This is a genomic window from Halorubrum sp. FL23 (assembly GCF_052439115.2).
In the GTDB taxonomy this organism is placed as follows: domain Archaea; phylum Halobacteriota; class Halobacteria; order Halobacteriales; family Haloferacaceae; genus Halorubrum; species Halorubrum persicum.
The window spans coordinates 202,084-219,304 of sequence record NZ_JBQVRO020000005.1; the positions used below are offsets into that span (position 1 = coordinate 202,084).

At 70.1% G+C, this 17,221-nt stretch carries 20 protein-coding genes; 9 read left to right on the forward strand and 11 right to left on the reverse strand.

Annotated features, from left to right (window positions below):
* The first annotated feature begins 15 nt into the window (after positions 1-15).
* Positions 16-1,023: a sensor histidine kinase gene (locus ACT4MF_RS08370; protein ID WP_444682255.1), complete on the forward strand. Its 1,008-nt coding sequence runs from the start codon at positions 16-18 to the stop codon at positions 1,021-1,023.
* A gap of 51 nt (positions 1,024-1,074) precedes the next feature.
* Here the strand turns inward: ACT4MF_RS08370 and ACT4MF_RS08375 are convergent, their stop codons facing one another.
* The 9 genes from ACT4MF_RS08375 to ACT4MF_RS08415 all read right to left on the reverse strand — a co-directional run bounded on the left by ACT4MF_RS08375 (position 1,075) and on the right by ACT4MF_RS08415 (position 6,984).
* Positions 1,075-1,209 carry a hypothetical protein gene (locus tag ACT4MF_RS08375; RefSeq protein WP_008847522.1) on the reverse strand — a complete coding sequence of 45 codons (135 nt, stop codon included), beginning with the start codon at positions 1,207-1,209 and terminating at the stop codon, positions 1,075-1,077.
* 153 nt (positions 1,210-1,362) lie between these two features.
* Entirely contained in the window at positions 1,363-1,656 is a 294-nt protein-coding gene (locus tag ACT4MF_RS08380) for a DUF5808 domain-containing protein (RefSeq protein WP_444682254.1), read from the reverse strand.
* A 92-nt stretch (positions 1,657-1,748) separates the two neighbouring features.
* Complete coding sequence (locus tag ACT4MF_RS08385; RefSeq protein ID WP_444682253.1) at positions 1,749-3,440, reverse strand: bifunctional N(6)-L-threonylcarbamoyladenine synthase/serine/threonine protein kinase; 1,692 nt, start codon at positions 3,438-3,440, stop codon at positions 1,749-1,751.
* Positions 3,441-3,449: 9 nt separating this feature from the next.
* The gene (locus ACT4MF_RS08390; RefSeq protein WP_099256522.1) at positions 3,450-3,758 is read right to left on the reverse strand and encodes a 30S ribosomal protein S24e; all 309 of its coding nucleotides are present in this window, start codon (positions 3,756-3,758) and stop codon (positions 3,450-3,452) included.
* Positions 3,759-3,853: 95 nt separating this feature from the next.
* Positions 3,854-4,432 (reverse strand): GTP-dependent dephospho-CoA kinase family protein, encoded by a 579-nt coding sequence (locus tag ACT4MF_RS08395; RefSeq protein ID WP_099256523.1) that lies wholly within the window; start codon positions 4,430-4,432, stop codon positions 3,854-3,856.
* A 40-nt stretch (positions 4,433-4,472) separates the two neighbouring features.
* Positions 4,473-4,670: a transcription elongation factor subunit Spt4 gene (gene spt4 / locus ACT4MF_RS08400; RefSeq protein WP_099256524.1), complete on the reverse strand. Its 198-nt coding sequence runs from the start codon at positions 4,668-4,670 to the stop codon at positions 4,473-4,475.
* Positions 4,670-5,245, reverse strand: a complete 576-nt coding sequence (locus ACT4MF_RS08405) for a DNA-directed RNA polymerase (RefSeq protein WP_008007806.1) — start codon at positions 5,243-5,245, stop codon at positions 4,670-4,672. The genes spt4 and ACT4MF_RS08405 overlap by 1 nt, the downstream gene beginning before the upstream one ends.
* Positions 5,246-5,267: 22 nt before the next feature.
* Entirely contained in the window at positions 5,268-5,738 is a 471-nt protein-coding gene (locus ACT4MF_RS08410; protein ID WP_099256525.1) for a type II toxin-antitoxin system VapC family toxin, read from the reverse strand.
* 1 nt (position 5,739) lies between these two features.
* Positions 5,740-6,984 (reverse strand): translation initiation factor IF-2 subunit gamma, encoded by a 1,245-nt coding sequence (locus ACT4MF_RS08415; protein ID WP_099256526.1) that lies wholly within the window; start codon positions 6,982-6,984, stop codon positions 5,740-5,742.
* 187 nt (positions 6,985-7,171) lie between these two features.
* Here ACT4MF_RS08415 and ACT4MF_RS08420 point away from each other — a divergent pair, with 187 nt between their 5' ends.
* Positions 7,172-7,660 (forward strand): DUF5810 domain-containing protein, encoded by a 489-nt coding sequence (locus ACT4MF_RS08420; RefSeq protein ID WP_444682252.1) that lies wholly within the window; start codon positions 7,172-7,174, stop codon positions 7,658-7,660.
* Positions 7,661-7,696: 36 nt separating this feature from the next.
* Entirely contained in the window at positions 7,697-8,134 is a 438-nt protein-coding gene (locus ACT4MF_RS08425) for a DUF5809 family protein (RefSeq protein ID WP_099256528.1), read from the forward strand.
* 132 nt (positions 8,135-8,266) lie between these two features.
* On the opposite strand, the gene dpsA is transcribed toward ACT4MF_RS08425, so the two are convergent.
* Positions 8,267-8,815, reverse strand: a complete 549-nt coding sequence (gene dpsA / locus ACT4MF_RS08430) for a DNA starvation/stationary phase protection protein DpsA (protein ID WP_444682251.1) — start codon at positions 8,813-8,815, stop codon at positions 8,267-8,269.
* Positions 8,816-8,984: 169 nt separating this feature from the next.
* Between dpsA and ACT4MF_RS08435 the strand changes: the two genes are divergently transcribed.
* Entirely contained in the window at positions 8,985-10,421 is a 1,437-nt protein-coding gene (locus ACT4MF_RS08435; RefSeq protein ID WP_444682250.1) for a HEAT repeat domain-containing protein, read from the forward strand.
* Positions 10,422-10,490: 69 nt separating this feature from the next.
* The gene (locus ACT4MF_RS08440; protein WP_180271847.1) at positions 10,491-12,230 is read left to right on the forward strand and encodes a phospholipase D-like domain-containing protein; all 1,740 of its coding nucleotides are present in this window, start codon (positions 10,491-10,493) and stop codon (positions 12,228-12,230) included.
* A 36-nt stretch (positions 12,231-12,266) separates the two neighbouring features.
* Here the strand turns inward: ACT4MF_RS08440 and han are convergent, their stop codons facing one another.
* The gene (gene han, locus ACT4MF_RS08445; RefSeq protein WP_444682249.1) at positions 12,267-14,213 is read right to left on the reverse strand and encodes a Hef-associated nuclease; all 1,947 of its coding nucleotides are present in this window, start codon (positions 14,211-14,213) and stop codon (positions 12,267-12,269) included.
* Positions 14,214-14,363: 150 nt separating this feature from the next.
* On the opposite strand from han, the gene ACT4MF_RS08450 reads away from it, so the two are divergent.
* The 4 genes from ACT4MF_RS08450 (at position 14,364) to ACT4MF_RS08465 (ending at position 17,153) form a co-directional block, all read left to right on the forward strand.
* Complete coding sequence (locus ACT4MF_RS08450) at positions 14,364-14,885, forward strand: JAB/MPN domain protein-containing protein (RefSeq protein ID WP_099256532.1); 522 nt, start codon at positions 14,364-14,366, stop codon at positions 14,883-14,885.
* On the forward strand, positions 14,882-15,343 hold the full coding sequence (locus ACT4MF_RS08455; RefSeq protein ID WP_444682248.1) for an FAD synthase family protein: 462 nt from the start codon (positions 14,882-14,884) through the stop codon (positions 15,341-15,343). The genes ACT4MF_RS08450 and ACT4MF_RS08455 overlap by 4 nt, the downstream gene beginning before the upstream one ends.
* A 115-nt stretch (positions 15,344-15,458) precedes the next feature.
* Positions 15,459-16,862, forward strand: coding sequence for a heme o synthase (locus ACT4MF_RS08460; protein ID WP_444682247.1), 1,404 nt, complete (start codon positions 15,459-15,461; stop codon positions 16,860-16,862).
* 48 nt (positions 16,863-16,910) lie between these two features.
* Positions 16,911-17,153, forward strand: a complete 243-nt coding sequence (locus tag ACT4MF_RS08465) for an Rdx family protein (RefSeq protein WP_444682246.1) — start codon at positions 16,911-16,913, stop codon at positions 17,151-17,153.
* Positions 17,154-17,221 lie beyond the last annotated feature (68 nt).

Consider the following 17,221-nt stretch of genomic DNA (forward strand, 5'->3'; position numbering starts at 1 on the left):
TTTAGTAGAGTATAAATGAAATTAGAATCCGATCTCGTCTTCGACCGATCCCCGCGGAAGCTCGCCGCCGCGTATCTCTGTCTGGGGTCGCTGTTCGTCGTCGCGGCGGACCTCGCGGTGGGGGCGGCGGTCGGATCGCTCTCGACGTGGACGCCGGCGCGTGTCGTCGACGGGTGGGCGTTGGTCGGCACCTCGTCGCTGGTGCTCTACGGTGCGACGACGTATCAGCGGCGGCGTGCGGTTTCCGCCCGGAGTGAGCTCGAAACCTCGAACCAGCAGCTGCAGGTGTTGAGCAGAGTGTTCCGCCACAACGTGCGGAACGACCTCAACGTCATTCAGGGGTACACGGACCTGCTCGCCGACCGGGTCGAGGACGAGCGGAGCCAGGAGTGTCTGGAGACGATCCGGGAGACGACCGACGACGTGGTCGAGATCAGCGAGAAACTGCGCGTCATCGAGGACGCGTCGCCCGCGCCCCCGAGCGGACGGGTCGATCTCGCCGACGCGGTCCGCGAGGCGGCCGCGGAGGTCGACCGCGCGGACGTCGCGCTCACCGTCGACGCGCCGGCCGAAGCGTGGGTCCGCGCGGACGAGTCGATCGAGTACCCGATCCGAGAGGTGTTCGAGAACGCCGTCACGCACAACGACGAGTCGACGCGCCGGGTCGACGCCCGAGTCACCGAGCGCGGCTCGACGGTCTGCTTAGCGGTCAGTGACAACGGCCCGGGGATCCCCGACGACGAGCGGGCGGTGTTGCGGGCCGAGGAGGAGACGCCGCTGTCGCACGCGAGCAGCATCGGGCTCTGGCTCGTCAAGTGGATGTGCGAGACGCAGGGCGGAACCGTCGGCTTCGAGACGAACGACGACGGGACGACGGTCCGACTCCGGTTCGAGTCGGTCGATGACCCGGCGGGAACGGCATCGACGGCAGAGGCGAGACAGCGGGCGTCGCGCGGGAGCGGTACGGCGCGAGCCGACACGGTCGCGGACGGAAGCGGGGAGAGACCGGTCGATAACGGCTGAGTGGAAGGTGAGCAGAAGAGGGGACAGAAGAGCGGACCCTCGACCGCGAACCTAGTCGAGTTCCGTGATCGTCACCGCGTACACCGCCCCGCAGTTCCCGCATTCGACGTGAACCCCGCGGCTCGCCTCCCCGCGGGTGAACTCGGAGATCTCCTCCGAGCACGAGCACTCGAACTGGACTTTCATTGCCTTCGGTACAGCCTTCTGGTATTTAAATGACGCCGTCCCGTAATCGCAACTGAAAACCGGTTCGCCGCGACCGGCTTCCGGACCGGGTGTCGGCGGCTCGTCAACGTCGTCAACGATCGGTCGGCGACCGCTCCCCGTCGGGGCCCCCGATCAGTCGTCGTCGACGATCACTTCGACCGGCTCGTCGCTCGCGTCCGCGTCGTCGTCGGACGAGCTCGCGCCCCCCGCAGACTGCGTCTGCTGGTAGTAGAGCCCGCCGGCGACGGCGAGGACGATCCACGACCGCCAGTTCGCGAGGTTCAGCGTGTAGCCGATGCCGAACGGCTTCTCCACCAACATCCCCTTGCTGGGCTGCCAGTACGACGAGAGCAGCCGGCCGAGGCTCGGCCGCTCGAAGTTGTACGGGATTCCGAGGATCTCTCCCGAAGACGGTTTGTCTGCCATACCGGCATATCAGTCGCCGGGGATATAAAGCGTGGCGCAACTCGGCGCCGTTCGTCGTCTCCCGGCGGCTCACAGGTCCTCCGTCCCGCCGCTCACCGGTACCGGCCGCGCCCCTCCACGTCGCGGAGCCGGTCGAGAACGCCCTCGTCGCCGACCGCCGCGTACCCGGCCTCGAACGCCTCGATCAGCGGTTCCGGGTCGGTCGCTGTCGCGCGGACGGAACCCTCGAACACGTGGAGGTCCATCGCGTGGTCCTCGACGTGACCGGTGTGGTACGCGAGCCCGAAGTCGATGAGCGCGGTCCGGTCGTCCTCGGTCGCGGCCGCCGACTCCTGCGGCGCTGCCCGCACTCCGACTCGCGCGTTTCGCGTGGTGGGGTCCCCGTGAACGATCCCCGCCGCGTGGAGCCGCGCGAGGTGCCGACCCACCGACCGCGCGTGCACCGTCCCTTCGTCGACGGCGGCGGCGAGGTCGCGGTCGCCGACGTGCTGGAGCGTCAGCGTCGCCCGTTGCACGTCGGCGTCGTGCACCAGCGGCGTCGGCACCCCCGCCCGGCGCGCCTCGCTCGTCAGTCTGGCCTCCGCGACCGTCCGATCACGCCTGAGCGTCCGGTCGAGTTCGGGGTGGCGGTACGTCTTCGGGACGCGTCGCTTGATCACGCGGCGACCACCGGCGCCGTCCGCTTCGGAGACGAACTCCACCGTCGCTTCGGCGCCCCGCCGGTCGGCATCGGTCCCGTCGGCATCCGATCCGGGACCGCGTCCGCGAGCGACGGACTCGCCGGACCGCCACGTCACGGGCACCTGATCCGGACGGAAGTTCGGGTCGATCGCGGATTCGGGGATCGGGACGGTGTCGCCGGCCCGCGCCATCTTCGCCCCCAACACGGCGATCATTCCCGCGTTGTCGCGGAGGAAACGGGGCTCCGGCGCGTGGAACCTCGCGCCGCGTTCCGCACACATGGAGGCCAGCATCTCGCGGAGCCGGTCGTTCTGCGCGACCCCGCCGCCCAACACGATCTCGTCGGCGCCCGTCAGCGAGAGGGCGCGCTCCGAGACCTCCGTCAGCATCGCGAACACGTGCTCCTGCAGCGAAAAGCAGATCTTCTCGACGGGGACCCCGTCGTCGTACGCGTCGTTCGCCGCGGAGCTGATCCCGGAGAAGGAGAAGTCCATCCCCTTGACGACGTACGGGAGGTCGAGGAGATCGCCCGAGTGCTCCTCGGCGTACCGCCGCGCCGCCGCCTCGACCTTCGGGCCGCCGGGGTGGTCCCAGCCGACGTGACGAGTGAACTTGTCTATCGCGTTGCCGACCCCGGCGTCCATCGTTTCGCCGAGCACGCGGTAGCGTCCGTCGTGGTAGCCGAGCAGGTGGGCGTTCGCGCCGGAGGCGTTCAGACACACCGGGTTCTCGAAGCCGGACTGGTGGCGACCGATCTCGAGGTGCGCCACCATGTGGTTGACGCCGGCGAGCGGCACGTCGAGCGCCCCCGCGAGCGACCGAGCGGCCGTGCCGACGGTGCGGAGACAGGGTCCGAGCCCCGGCCCCTTCGAGAAGGCGACCGCGTCGATCGCGTCCGGGCCGTGTTCGTCCTCGGCCGCGGTGAGCACCGCGTCGACGACCCCGGGGATCGCCTCGGACATGTGCTCGGCCGCCTCGCGCGGGTGAATGCCGCCGCTGTCCGGCTCGTACGGGTCAGATTCAATGAGAACGGAGTCGGCCTCGGCGTCGTACAGGGCGGCGCTTGCACACCACGCGGTCCCCTCGATGCCGAGAACGCGCATCCGGCGTGGTCAGGCCTCTTCGGCGTCCGCGTCGCCCTCGCCGCCGATCTTGTTGCGTTCGAGCATGTACTCCTGCTCGACATCGAGCGCGTCCTCCGCGTTGTCGTACACCTTCGCGTAGCCGACCGTCTTGCGCATGCCGAACTTCGTGTCCAGTTCGTGGACGACGACCTCCTCGGAGGCCTTGTCCAGCTTGGCCGCGAGCGAGTCACGGACCGACAGACGGGAAGGCGTCGCCTCCTCGTGGGTCGTCTCGAAACGAATGTCCGTGCGGTGCAACATCGGGTTCTCCTCTTCGGAGATGATATCGACGTCCATGGTTCAGTTACGGGTATATCGCCTCGAAAGCTGTAAAAGGATTTCGAAGCGGGGGTGCTGCCGGCGGCGAGCGTTCGGCGGTCTCCGCCCGGATCTCACGTATCTCCGCCGGGGCTCCGGCCGAGCGCCTTGTAGGCCGCCTCGATGTCGCCGTCGAGCGCCTCGAACAGCTCTCGGGCGTTCTCGCGGGTCTCCGGCGTGACCGCGACGCGGACCATCCCCTCGCCCGGCTGACCGTAGACGACGCTCGCACCGTCGGGGGCGGCGAGAATCGCCGGGAGGGTGGCCAGATCCTCTTCTCCGGTCACCTCGATGATAACCGGGTCGTCGTCGGAGAGCGCCTCGGAGAGCGCTTCGAACAGTTCCGCCGACAGCGACGCGGGGGGGTTCTCCACCGGGATCCGGCGGGCGTTCGCGGCCGTGAGCGCGGACTCGATCGCCGCGTCGACCGCCTCGCGCTCGGTCTTTCCGTCGATCAGCGCGACGTCGGGGACGCGCCCCGCCTCCCGCAGGTGGTAGGTGACCACGTCACCGACCGCGATGATGGGGGCGTCGGGCGCGACCCGCTCGCCGCGGGTCTCCGCCGCCCCCGCGAGCAGTTCGTCGGCGTCCGTCGTCACCGGGCCGAGCGGCTCCTTGAACGCGTCGCGCAGCGAGTCGGGGAGTGTGAGCATGGTGGAGTGGTGGCCGAAACCGTCGCCGCGAACCGCCGTCCTATCTGACTTTCAGCGCGTACGAGCCGGGCTTCGTGACGTTCATCTCGTCCGCGATCTGGCTCTCCTCGGGCTGGGTGATGATGACGTAGCCCGCCCAGTCCTCGGTGAGCGACGACGACCCGCAGTGTTCGCAGGTCTGTGAGTCGGGGTCGTTGACGTGGTGGCACTCACGACACGCCAGGCGGTCTTCGGCCATCAGTCGGCCTCCTCACCGGTCTGTTCGCGGTGTTGTCGCTGCCCCTCCAACCACTCGTGTTTCCCGAGGCCGGGCTGTTTGGCGGTGAGCCCGATCTTCGAGTCGCGCGGGTTGCGCTCGTCGATGCTCTTGGTCACCACGCGCACCCGGACGGCGTCGTCGACGCCGAGGGTCTTGTCGGAGTCGGAGGAAGCGAGCTGCTGGTTCGCCCCGTCAAAGGTGAGGTACTCGTCGGTGATCTGCGAGACGTGCAGCAGGCCGTCGACCGGGCCGATGCCGACGAAGGCACCGAACTCGACCGTCTCGACGACCGTACCGTCGGCGACCTCCTGCATGTCCGGGTCGTACGTCAGCGCGTCGAACTCGGCCTCGTAGTAGACGCCGGGGCGGTTGTGCAACACCGCGCCGTCGCCGATATCGTGGACCTCGATGACGCTCACGACGCTCCCCACGTCCTCGTCCATTCGTCCTTCCAGTTTGTCCTGCAGCAGGGCTTTCACCCGCTCGTCGGTGACGTCCGCCAGGTGTTTCGGCGGCACCTCCACCGTATCCTTGAGTCGAACTCGTTTGTACATATTCGTTGGTTGTCCGCGTCCGCTAGGGTTCCGTTATCGCCAGTGTGTTCCGACCCCTTAAACCGATTACTGGTGCGCCCGCCTCCAGCACTCGGTTCGCCAGCGGTCGATCGTTGGTGACGACGCCGTCGACCCGGCCCTCGGAGACCAGTTCGACCAGCGCGTCGTCGGCGTACGATTCTGTCGTCTCCACCGCTTCCGCCCGGGTCGCGAGGTCCGCGCCCACGCTCGCCGCGGTCGCCGCCTCGCCGTTGCCGCCCTGCAGCCGGTCCAGCTCCGACACGACCGCCGTCGGGACCACGACCTCGTAGGCGCCGAGGAGCCGATCGAGCTCCTCGAACAGCCGGAGGTCGGCCTCGACCGGCGCCATCAGGGCGCTCGCGTCGAGCGCGACGAGCGGAGCGCCGTCGGGACCGTCTCCCGCGAGCCCCTCGGAACGGGCGCCGCCCGCGGGCGTCGGCTCCGGATCGTCCGCGCGGGCGTCGTCGACCACGCTACGACAGCGTCCCGACGCCGATGAGTCGCCAGCGCGCGCCGACGCGCCGGTTGATCGCGATCTGAGCGCCCTCCTCGGCGCAGACCGGACGCTTGAGGCTCACTTCGCACTCGCCGTCGCGGGCGCTCGTCACCGCGCCGACCGTGGTCGCGGTGCCGACCGTGAGCATCAGCGGCTCGCCGGTGTTGATGTCCTCGATGTCGCTCTCGCCGCTTTCGTCGTCCTCCTTCCCGACGACGCGGTCGAGGAGGTCGACCTGCATCTCGAACTCGTTGCGCGTCGGCGGGAGCGTGCCGGGCTCGCCGGCGACCTGTCCCGCGAGCGCGTCGCCCTTCGTCAGGCTCGGGTCGAGTCCGGTGCCGACGCCGAGCAGCCCGCCCGGACGGGCGGACTCCACGTCGTTGCTGCCGGCCTGCAGCGAGCGCACCGTCGTTTCGAGCGGGCGCCACTCCGTCTGGCCCTCTTCGTCGACCTCGCGGCCGGGTCGGATCTCCAGCCCGTCGCCGACGGACAGCTCGCCGCTGACGAGCGAGCCGCCGACGACCCCGCCCTTGAGGTCCGCAGCGGTCGCGCCCGGACGGTTGATGTCGAACGAGCGGGCCGCGTACATGCGGGCGCTCTCGCCCGGGTCGCGGTCGGGGGTCGGGATCTCCGTCTCGATGGCGTCGATGAGCAGGTCGAGGTTGACCTCCTGTTGCGCGGAAACGGGGACGATCGGCGCGTCCTCCGCGACCGTGCCCTCGACGAACTCCTGGATCTGCTGGTAGTTGTCCACCGCGCGGTCGCGGTCGACCAGGTCGACCTTGTTCTGCGCGATGACGACGTTCTCGATCCCGATGAGATCGAGCGCCATCAGGTGCTCTTCCGTCTGCGCCTGCGGGACGTCTTCGGTCGCGCTCACGACGAGCACGGCGCCGTCCATGATCGATGCGCCGGAGAGCATCGTCGCCATCAGCGTCTCGTGGCCCGGCGCGTCGACGAACGAGACCGTCCGAATCGGCTCGCTCTCGGAGCCGTCCTCGCACTCCTCGTCGACGGTGTAACACTCGGGCGCGTCGACGCCGGGACAGCGCCGGAACGTCGCGTCCGCGTATCCCAGCCGGATCGAGATGCCGCGTTTCATTTCCTCGCTGTGCTGGTCGGTCCACGAGCCGGACAACGCCTGCACGAGCGTCGTCTTCCCGTGGTCGACGTGACCGACGAGACCGATGTTCACCTCCGGTTGTGTGTTGGCTTCAGTCACTGTTGGACCTCCTAACGGAGTAGTCTTATGCGAAATTCGCCCCGTGCGAGTGATAAAGTTGCTGTTATAGCCGCGGAAGACACCCGGTGGCGGGGGAGGGGACGACGCCGCCGACACCGGCGGCGGCTCGCGAGCGCCTCCCGATCCGACGCCGATTTACGAGCCGGGGTCGTAGGGCGGCTCACCAATGGGATACGCGTGTCCGGTGTGCGAGACCCCGCAGCGCGACGGCGAGCACCTCGCCCACCACCTCGCGTTCACGGCGATGTTGCACGGCGGCGATCACGAGGCGTGGCTCGACGACCACGCGCCGGACTGGGGCGACCGGGAGCCCGCGGGGCTCGCGGCCGAGGTGACGCCGCACGCCGAGGCGGCCGAGTACCACGAGGTGTTCGAGGACACGGTCGATCGCGGGCGACCGAACGTCGATCTCGGAGCGCACGACGGCGTCGGCGCGGGCGGTCAGGGAGGTCACGCGGGCCACGACCACGCGGGCCACGACCGTACCGCCGGCGGCCCGGGAGCCGTCGATTCGGCCGGCGGGACCGATCCGCAAGTGGCCGAGGCGATCCGCGAGGCCCGCGAGATGGCGCGGGAGGCGGGCGAGGACGAGGACGGCGAGAGCGACGCGGCCGCCGGCGACGACGGCGACGGTGCCGACGAGCCGTCCGCGTAACGGAACGCCCTTTTCAGTCGACGGTGAACGGCGGGTATGGACACCAGAGGGACGTTCGCCCCGGAGACGCGCGCCGACGCGCTCGAGCGGTACGAAGACGTCGGGCCGGTCGCACAGGTCGTCGTCCGCGAGGCGACGAAGGCGATGTCGTTCGACGCCGACGAGTACGACGAGCGAGTCACGCCCGAGGTGGTCCGGACCGCGCGCGACGCGACGTTCGCCGAGCTGCTCGCAGTGCACGTCGGCGGGGAAGGGGAGTTCGACGAGTGGCTCGCGGAAAGCGACTTCGACGAGGACGACGTGGTCCAGCTCGGGTCCGACAACGTCGACAACGTGGTGTGGCACCCGATCCCCTTCGCCGACACCGTGATCGCGGCGACGTACCAAGAGGAACCGGACGCGGCCGCGAGCACCCTCCGCCGGAACGCGTTCGGTCGGGTGTACCGCGAGGAGTTCTACGAGTCGGGGCGCTAGCGCTCTACGGGTCAGGGCGTCAGGGAGTCAGGATAGGTCGTGTCTTCCCACGTTGGCGCCGCTATCTTGCGAAAACGGAGAAATGCGAGGCCGCAAACGGGAGACCGCCGGCGATCGCCGGATCGCTGACGCCTATTCGAGCGTGCCCTGCGTGACGAGGGTGTCGTCCTCCAGGTAGTGCTCGACGTGGTGGCCGTGCTCCTCGACGTCTTCGAGGATCTCGCGGAGCTGCTCTTCGGTGTTGTAGTCGCCGAGGTTGTTGGCGAGCTGGATGTGCTCGCGGAGCTGCTCGATGATGTCGCCGAAGATCTCCAGGTCGTTCTCCAGCGAGGTGCGGATGTCGTAGGCGTCGGCGTCCTCGGGGCTCACCGGCGCGTGCTCCTCGTAGTTCGCGCCGCCCGAGAGCGGCACGCCGCCGAGCGCCTGCGCGCGCTCCGCGAGCACGTCAGCGCCCTCTTCGAGGTCCGCGGCGACCTCGCCGAGGTACTCGTGGATGTCGTGGAACTCGGCGCCCTCGACGAGCCAGTGGTGCTTTTTCACCTGGTGGTAGAGGACGTACGTCGCCGCGAGATCGGAGTTGAGCGCGTCGACGAGCTGTTCAGCCTTCTCTTCGGGAATGCGCAGCGCTTCGCTTTCGTGGACGTCTCCGTACTGTTGACGGGCCTCTTTCTGCGTGCTCATGTCTACTTCCGACTACGCGCGCTACCCACTTAATCGTTTTTACTTTAACAAGAAGAATTTCTAATGTTGAAAACGTTTTTCTAAGAAATACAATTTCGATCTGTACCCGCCGCCGATACCGCCCGCGAAGGGAAACGTCTTAATGGAGTACGCGTCCAGTTTGTGGTGTATGAGCAACGGCGACGACGACCCGGCCGACGCCTCCGAGGGGGCCGACGCCGCAGACGACGCGGAGGAGGCAGGCGGCGCCGGCGAGTCGACGGACGCGGCCGCCGCGCCGACGCTTCCCGACGAAGCGACCGAGGAGTCCCTGAACGAGTACCTCGACGAGATCGCGGATCGCCTCGACGACGCCGAGACCGAGGCGGACCTCGACGACATCGACGCACTCCTCGATGACGCCGAGGACGGCCTCGAGGAGGCCGATCTCCCCGAACCGGACGAGGACGACGAGGACGCCGACGACCCGCGCGGCGACCTCGAAGCCCGGATCGCGGAACTCCGTGACGGCGTCGAGGAGGCCCGCGGCCCCTACGCCGAGGACGTGGTCGACGCGGTCGAAGGGGCGGCGTCGACGCTCGAAGACACCGAGTGGACCGCCGCCGGTCGCGACGACGCCGCGGACGCGGTGGTGGCGTTCGTCGACGCGGCGGCGGACGCCGTCGACGACGGGGTCGACGCGGACGAGATCGAGCCGGATACCGCCGACCTCGAGGCGGCCGACGCGGACGCCGCCGAGGGAGCCGACGGCGACCGGATCGAAGACCTCGTCGCGGCGCTCGACGCCGTCGCCGAGGCGGTCGCGGACGCGGACCTCGACCCGGACGACGACGCCGAGACGATCTCGGCCCTGCTCGACGCGACGGACGGGCTCGAGGCGGGGCTCGACGACGCCGAGGAGTGGGACGACCTCGAGACCCACGAGCAACTCCGCGCGCAGGGGTACTACGACGTGCTCGGCCACTACAAGGACTTCCCCGTCGAGTGGGCCGCGCTGAAGGAGCACGAGGCGCGGGGCAACGTCGACATGATCCTGCTCGCGCTCGACTCGCTGCAGTCCGACTTCATGGAGCGCCACTGCCTCGAGGCGCTCGAACGCATGGGGAAGCGCGGAAAGACCGAGGCGTCGGTCGAGGAGCTGCTCGGCCGCGCCGAGAAGCGCAGCCAGCCGGCGATCCGGATCCTCGGCAAGATGGCGGCCGACGAGGCGACCGAGACCCTCGTCGACTACGTGCCGGAGGACTCGAACCCGCAGCTGCAGAAGGCCGTGTTCAAAGCCCTCGGCGAGATCGGCGCCGCGGAGGCCGTCCAGCCGCTCGCGAACGAGCTGGACCCCGAGGGCGACACCGCCGACCTCGTGCGCCCCCACGCCGCCCGCGCGCTCGGGCTCATCGGCGACACCCGCGCGATCGACCCCCTCGCCGACGCGCTCGCCGACGACGACTCCGACGACGTCCGCGCGGCGGCCGGCTGGGCGCTCCGCCAGATCGGTACGCGCGAAGCGCTCGAAGCGGTCGCCGAGTACGGGGACGAACACTCCTTCATCGTCTCCACCGAGGCCGAGAAGGCCGAGCGCGCGCTCGACGAGCCGGCGCCGACCGCGTAACGCCGGGGCGTCAGCACCCCGACGCCGTCCGACCGACTCCTCTTATCGCATGCCGCGGGCAGAGATTCTGTGTCGCCCGCACCGTCCCACCCCGCAAGCGGCTCGATCGCGAGCGTCACCGCCGTCGCGCTCGCGCTGCTCGTCCTGACGGCCGCCACGCCGGCCTCGGCCGCGAGTGGCGTCGGGACCGACACGGCGGTCCCCGCGCCCGACCCGAAAGGCGTCGCCGAGCAGTCGAACGACCGCCCGGAGAACCGGACGCTCGTGGCGATGCAGCCGCGGATCCTCGAGCTGTTTCCGAATCCGACGGCGACCGGGAACCGCGGCGAGTACCTGGTCGTCCGCCTCCCCGAGCGGGGGAACTGGTCGCTCTCCGACGGCTACCACGAGGAGCCGATCCCGGCGAACGCGACCGGCGTCGTCGCGCTCTCGATGGACCCCGCGAACGCGACGGCGCTGCTCGACGACGAGACAGCGGTAGCCGGGAGCGGCGGCGTCGGCGAGCCGGAGCTCCGGGCGCTCGACGGCTACTTTCCGCTCGCCGCGTCGGGCGACCGGATCGCGCTTCGCCGCAACGGAACGGCGGTCGCGGTGGTCGACTACGACCGCGCGCCCGAGGGGCACCGCTGGCGCGCGGACTGGGGAGAGTGGCGGCCGCGCGGGTACGACCCGCGGCCCGCGGCCAGAACGGAAAACGCGACGGTGACACCCTTCGTGTTGCCGGACAGCCCGGAGGTACCCGTCGAGCCGCTCCGCGCGGCCGACGACCGCCTGCTGCTCGCCGGCTACACGCTCGGGTCGGAGCGCGTCGCCGACCTGCTCGTCGCGGCCGCCGACCGCGGCGTCGACGTGCGGGTCCTCGTCGAGGGGTCGCCTGTCGGCGGGTTCTCGGCGCGGAGCGCGCGGCTCCTCGACCGGATCGCGGCCGCCGGCGTCGAGGTGCGCGTGCTCGACGGCGACCCCGAGCGGTTCCGCTTCCACCACGCCAAGTACGCGGTGGCGGACGACCGCGCGGTCGTCCTCACGGAGAACTGGAAGGCGTCCGGGACGGGCGGGCGGACCAACCGAGGCTGGGGCGTCGTCACCGGGCGCTCTCGGGCGGCGGCCGCCGACGAGACGACCGCGGACGACCTCGCCGCACTCTTCCGTGAGGACGCGGCGGCGGACGACGCCATGCCCTGGTCGGAGTTCCGAAACGACACCGAGTTCCACGGGTCGGGCAAAGCGAACGGGAGCTATCCGACGCGGTTCGAGACGCCGGCGCCGTCGACGGCGGACGTCGAACTCCTGACGACCCCGGGGAACGCCGCCGATCGCCTGGTCGCGCGGATCGACGCTGCCGACGACCGCGTGTTGGGCGTGGTGCCGCGGACCGGCGGACCGGACAACCGGATCGTCCGCGCGCTCCGACGGGCCGCCGACCGCGGCGTCGACGTCCACCTGCTGGTGTCCGGCGCGTGGTACGACCGGGAGGCGAACCGCGCGCTCGTCGAGGCGCTCGAAGGCGAGCCGATCGAGGTGGCCGTCTCCGAGCCGCGCGGTCGGTTCGGGAAAGTTCACGCGAAGGGGCTCGTCGTCGACGACACCGCCGTCGTCGGGAGCCTCAACTGGAACGAGGGCGCGGCGACGGAGAACAGGGAGGTGTTGCTCGCGATCGAGGACCGGTCGGTCGCGGAGTTCTACGCCCGCGCGTACGCGGCCGACTGGCGGGGTGGGGGCGTCCACCTACCGGTCGGGTTGCTCGGCGGGCTGGGAGCCGCTCTGGCGGGCGCTGGAGTCGTCGCGCGTCGAGAAGTAGCGTTCGTGTGAGGGGGCGCCGCGGGCGAAGGCCCCCTTCGGGCCGCGTCAGTCGTCGATCGCCGCCGTCGACGAGAGCGCCTCGTCGATCTCCGCGTCGGCCATCTTCTCGACGAGCGTCTCGATGACGGCGCTCCGTCGCCCCTTCACGAACTTGATCGAGCCGACGACGAGGTGGCCGCCGCCCGAGACGCCCGCCTCGGGAAGCTCCTCGTTCAGCTCGGTCACCATGTTCGGGATGTCGAGCCGGACGCCGTCGGACCGGAGCACGCAGAAGTCGGGACCGTAACCGATGGTGATGACGGGGTCGCCCGTCTCCTGGACGCGGGTGTCGTGGAGCTCGCCGGTCGTCTTCCCGGGCGCGGGGTACGTGAACCGGTGGGCGTACTCGTCTAAGTCGATGCGGTAGAGGTGTGCCCCGGAGGCGAGCCGCTCGTGCTCGACGTGGTCGTCGACGGCGTCGAGCTGGCGTTGCACGTCGCGGTCGGCGCGGTCGGAGAGGAACTCGACGAGCTCCTCGTGGCGGTCCTCGTCCTCGCACCCCACGTTGAGGGCGTCGTTGACCAGCGTCTTCCCCTCGGAGTAGCGGAGCCAGTGCGCGGCGTAGTCGAGCGCCTCGCCGATGTCGAGTAAGTCGGACTCGTCGTAGCCGGCCTCCTCCGCGAGCGCGACGTAGTCGTCCATCGCCTCCGCCTTCGAGCGGTCGGAGAGCCCGGCGACGGCGGGGACGTGTTCGAGCTCCTCGGTGATCGACGGGTCGATGAGCCGGGCGAGCTCGACGCACATCATCCCCGTCGTGACCCGGTAATCCTCGTCGTGGAGGTACGGGTTCACGTGGGCGTCGAGCAGCGGTTCGACCGCCTCGGGGTCGGGGTGGTGGTGGTCGACCGCCGCGATGGGAATGTCGTAGTGCGCGAGGTTCTCGTAGGCGGGCACGTCCTCCTCGGTCGAGCCGTTGTCGAGCATCAGGAGGAAGGGGAGCTTCTGCCCGTGGCGGGCGCGGCCCTCCAACGCGAAGTTCAGGTCGCGGGTCACGTCCTCCATCTCGTAGTACGGCGCCTTGCTCGGGAGCCGCTTGAACAGGTGCCGGGCCGCGTCGGGGTCCTCGTGCACGTCGCGGACGAAGTTCTCCAAGGCGAGCTGAACGGGGATCGCGGCGCACATGCCGTCGCCGTCGGCGTGGTGCCGGACGCGGATCGGGCGGCCGGAGAGGACGGTGCGACGGAGCAGGCGGGCCAGCTCCCGGAGGTCGTCGTGGATCGGCTCGAACGCCTCCCACTCGACGAGCGGCTCGACGTCGGCCGGCTCGGCGCGCTCGTCGAGAGCGGCCTCGAAGCGCTCGCGAGCCTCGGTCGCCCGCTCCTCGGGAAGCCGCTTCAGCGAGTCGACCTCCAGCTGGAGGGCGTTCTCGCGCGTCTCGATCGTCCCGCTGACGTGGACCATGTCGCCGACCGCGACCTCCGGATACGCCCTGACGCCGGCCTCCTCGAAGGCCGCACAGGAGACGACGCCGGAGGCGTCGGCGACGGCGAAGATCGTCGGACCGCCCGTCTGTTTCGCCTGGACGACCTCCCCTTCGACGGTGACCTCGTCACCGGGCGTGAGCCCGCGGACGCGGGAGACGGTCGGCTCGTGAGCGACGGTCTCAGTGCGGTAGTCGGCGACGGCCACGTCGTCGAACGCCACGTCGCCGTTCTCCTTCACCTCGGTGAGTCGGACGACTAGCCGGTCGCCGACGGCGTAGTCGTCGTCGAGGTTCGACTCGTGGACGAGCCCCGAGAGGGCGTCGGAGACGTCGACGAAGATGCCGTAGTCGACGACGCCGTTGACCTCGGCGTGATACAGCGCGTCGACCGCGGCGTCTTCGAGGGTGCAGTCCGGTGCCAGATCGTAGACGATCGGCCGGTCGTCGGCCGTCCCCTCCGCCGCGTCGGCGTCGGGTTCGGGGCTCGAATCGCCCCGCATGCCGGAATCCCCGGCGGTGTTCTCGCTCATGGGCACTTCTCGGGAACGGCCGATGTTAAGCCTGTTCTCTCGCGTCTCGGGGGGGTCGGGTGCAGCGAACCGGCCGTTCGGACGGCCGATCGACGACCGCCTGCTCCGCGGTCCGGAATCCATATGGGGCGACGGTGCCTTCGCTCGCGTATGCGACTGTTCCGCTCGGACGAACTCCTCGGGATCGCCCGGGAGACCATGGAGTTCGTCCTCGAGGCGAGCGAGGAGAGCCACCCCGACGAGTACATGGGGTTCCTCCGCGCGGACGACGCCCGGAAGCTCGACCTCGATCGGGACGGGCAGGTGATCACCGACGTGCTCGTCATCCCCGGCACGGAGTCGAATCCGACGAGCGCCACCGTCCGCACCCACATGAAGCCGAACGACATGCGCGCGGTCGGCTCCGTTCACTCCCACCCGAACGGCGTGCTCCGGCCGAGCGACGCCGATCTCGCGACGTTCGGACAAGGTCAGGTCCACATCATCGCCGGCGCGCCGTACGGGTGGGGCGACTGGAAGGCGTTCGACAACGAGGGGGCCCAAACGACCCTCGACGTGCTCGACGTGGAGGTCCCCGACGAGCACTTCTTCGACTTCACACAGGAAGACATCGACCGCGAGATCAGCGAGGAGCGACGCGACGCCGGCGGTCTCCTCTCGTGGTTCCGATGACACGGGTCGTCGCGCAGGGGACGTTCGACCTGCTTCACCCCGGCCACGTGCACTACCTGGAGGACGCGGCGACGTACGGCGACGAGCTCCACGCCATCGTCGCCCGCCGTCCCAACGTCACGCACAAGCCGGCGCCGATCCTCTGTGCCGAGCAGCGCCGGGACATGGTCGCCGCGCTCGGCGCGGTCGACGAGGCGCACCTCGGCCACCCCGAAGACGTGTTCGTCCCCATCGAGCGCCTCGGTCCCGATGTGATCGTGTTGGGGTTCGATCAGCACCACGACGAGGGGGACATCGCCGAGGCGCTCGCCGAGCGCGGCATCGACTGCCGGGTGGAGCGCGCCTCGGCCCGAGATCCCCGGTACGAGGACGAACTGCTCTCCAGCGGCGACATCGTCGATCGGATCGTAGAACGGCGGGGGCCGGACCGCGACGGCGACTGCGGCGACCGGGGATAGCCGCGGGACGGGAACGACGACCGGGGACGAGAGAAGCGGCCGCAGTCGCAGCGACGAACGCGGACGGTACGGTGAAGCGCGGAGCATATATGGATCGGTTCCTAAGATCGCCCAAGTGACGATACCCGACCGATTCCCCGCGGTTCTCGCGGCGGCGGCGATGGGCGTCTACCTCCTCGTCGTCGTGGGGGCCACCACCTCACTCACGGAGGCGGCGAGCGCCTGCGGTGGCTGGCCCGCCTGCGGGAACGGCGCCGCGCTCCCGACGGCGACCGAAGGCTGGATCGCCCTCGGGCACCGCGCCCTCGCCGTCGTCGTCGGCCTCCTCGTCGCCCTCTCCGCGGCGCTCGCGTGGCGGGACGGCGCCGACCGGCGAGTCCGGGGCGCGCTCGCCCTCGCCCTGGTCGTGTACCCCGCACAGGCCGGCGTGGGCGCGCTCGTCGCCGTCGGCGAGCTCCCGGCCGCGGTCGGCTCGCTCCATCTCCTCCTCGGGATGGCCATCTTCGGGGCCGTTCTCACCGGACTCGCGTGGTGGCTGGAGGCCGAGACCGGCGACCCGGACGACGCCCCGGTCGACTTCGAGCCCGGGACAGACGACCTCCCGCCGGTCGAGGAGGCGCCCGATCCGGACGTGCCGACCGCGACGATTCCCCGGCTGCGGGCGACCGCGGCGGCGTACTTCCGGCTGATGAAGCCGCGGCTGATGTGGCTGCTCTGCCTGGTCGCCGCCGCCGCGATGGCGCTGGCCGGCGGCCCCGGGTTCACGCCGTACGCGGTCACCGCGACGCTCGTCGGCGGCGCGCTCTCGATCGGCGCCTCCGGGACGTTCAACCACGTGCTCGAACGCGACGTGGACAAGCGGATGCAGCGCACGAACGACCGCCCGCTGGCGACCGACCTCGTTCCGGTTCCCCACGCGCTCGCGTTCGGTGGGCTCCTCACGCTCGTCTCGCTCGGCCTGTTCTGGGCGGTGAACCCGCTGACCGCGGCGCTCGGCCTGGTCGCCATCGTGTTCTACAGCGTCGTGTACACGCTCATCCTGAAGCCGAACACGGTGCAAAACACCGTGATCGGCGGGGCCGCCGGCGCGCTGCCGGCCCTCATCGGTTGGGCGGCGGTGACCGGCGAGATCGGCGGTGGCGGCCTGTTGCTCGCCCTCGTCATCTTCCTGTGGACCCCCGCACACTTCTACAACCTCGCGTTGGCCTACAAGGACGACTACGAGCGCGGCGGCTTCCCGATGATGCCCGTGGTCCGCGGGGAGACGACGACGCGCCGCCACATCGTCTGGTACCTCGGCGCGACCCTCGCCGCGGCGGTCGCGCTCGCGGCGGTCGCCGAGCCGCTCGGCGCGCTCTACGCCGTCGTGGGCGTCGCCGTCGGCGGGCTGTTCCTCTGGGCGGTCGTCCGGCTCCACTACGAACAGACCGAGGACGCGGCGTTCCGCGCGTTCCACGCGTCGAACGCCTACCTCGGCCTCCTACTGTTCGCCGTCGTCTTCGACGCGCTGGTGATCTGATCGCGGCAACGGCCTATTTAACATCGCTCGCACCCTACCATCGCTCGCATGACACGCATCGAAGTCGAGTACTGCGTCCCGTGCGGCATGTTGAATCGCGCCCAAGACGTCTCGGAGGCGATCCTCAAGCAATTCGGCGAGCGAGTCGACGAGGTCGCGCTGATCACGGGTGACGACGGCGTGTTCGTCGTGCGCGCCGACGACGAGGTCGTCTTCGACAAGACCGAAGACGAGTACGATGTCGACGCCATACTCCGCGCGGTCAAGCCGTACGTCGGCGCGACAGCGTAACGGCGCGGACACTAACGGCGCGGACGCCGACGAGACGGCGCGGCGGGGAAGAACTGCTTACGCCGGGA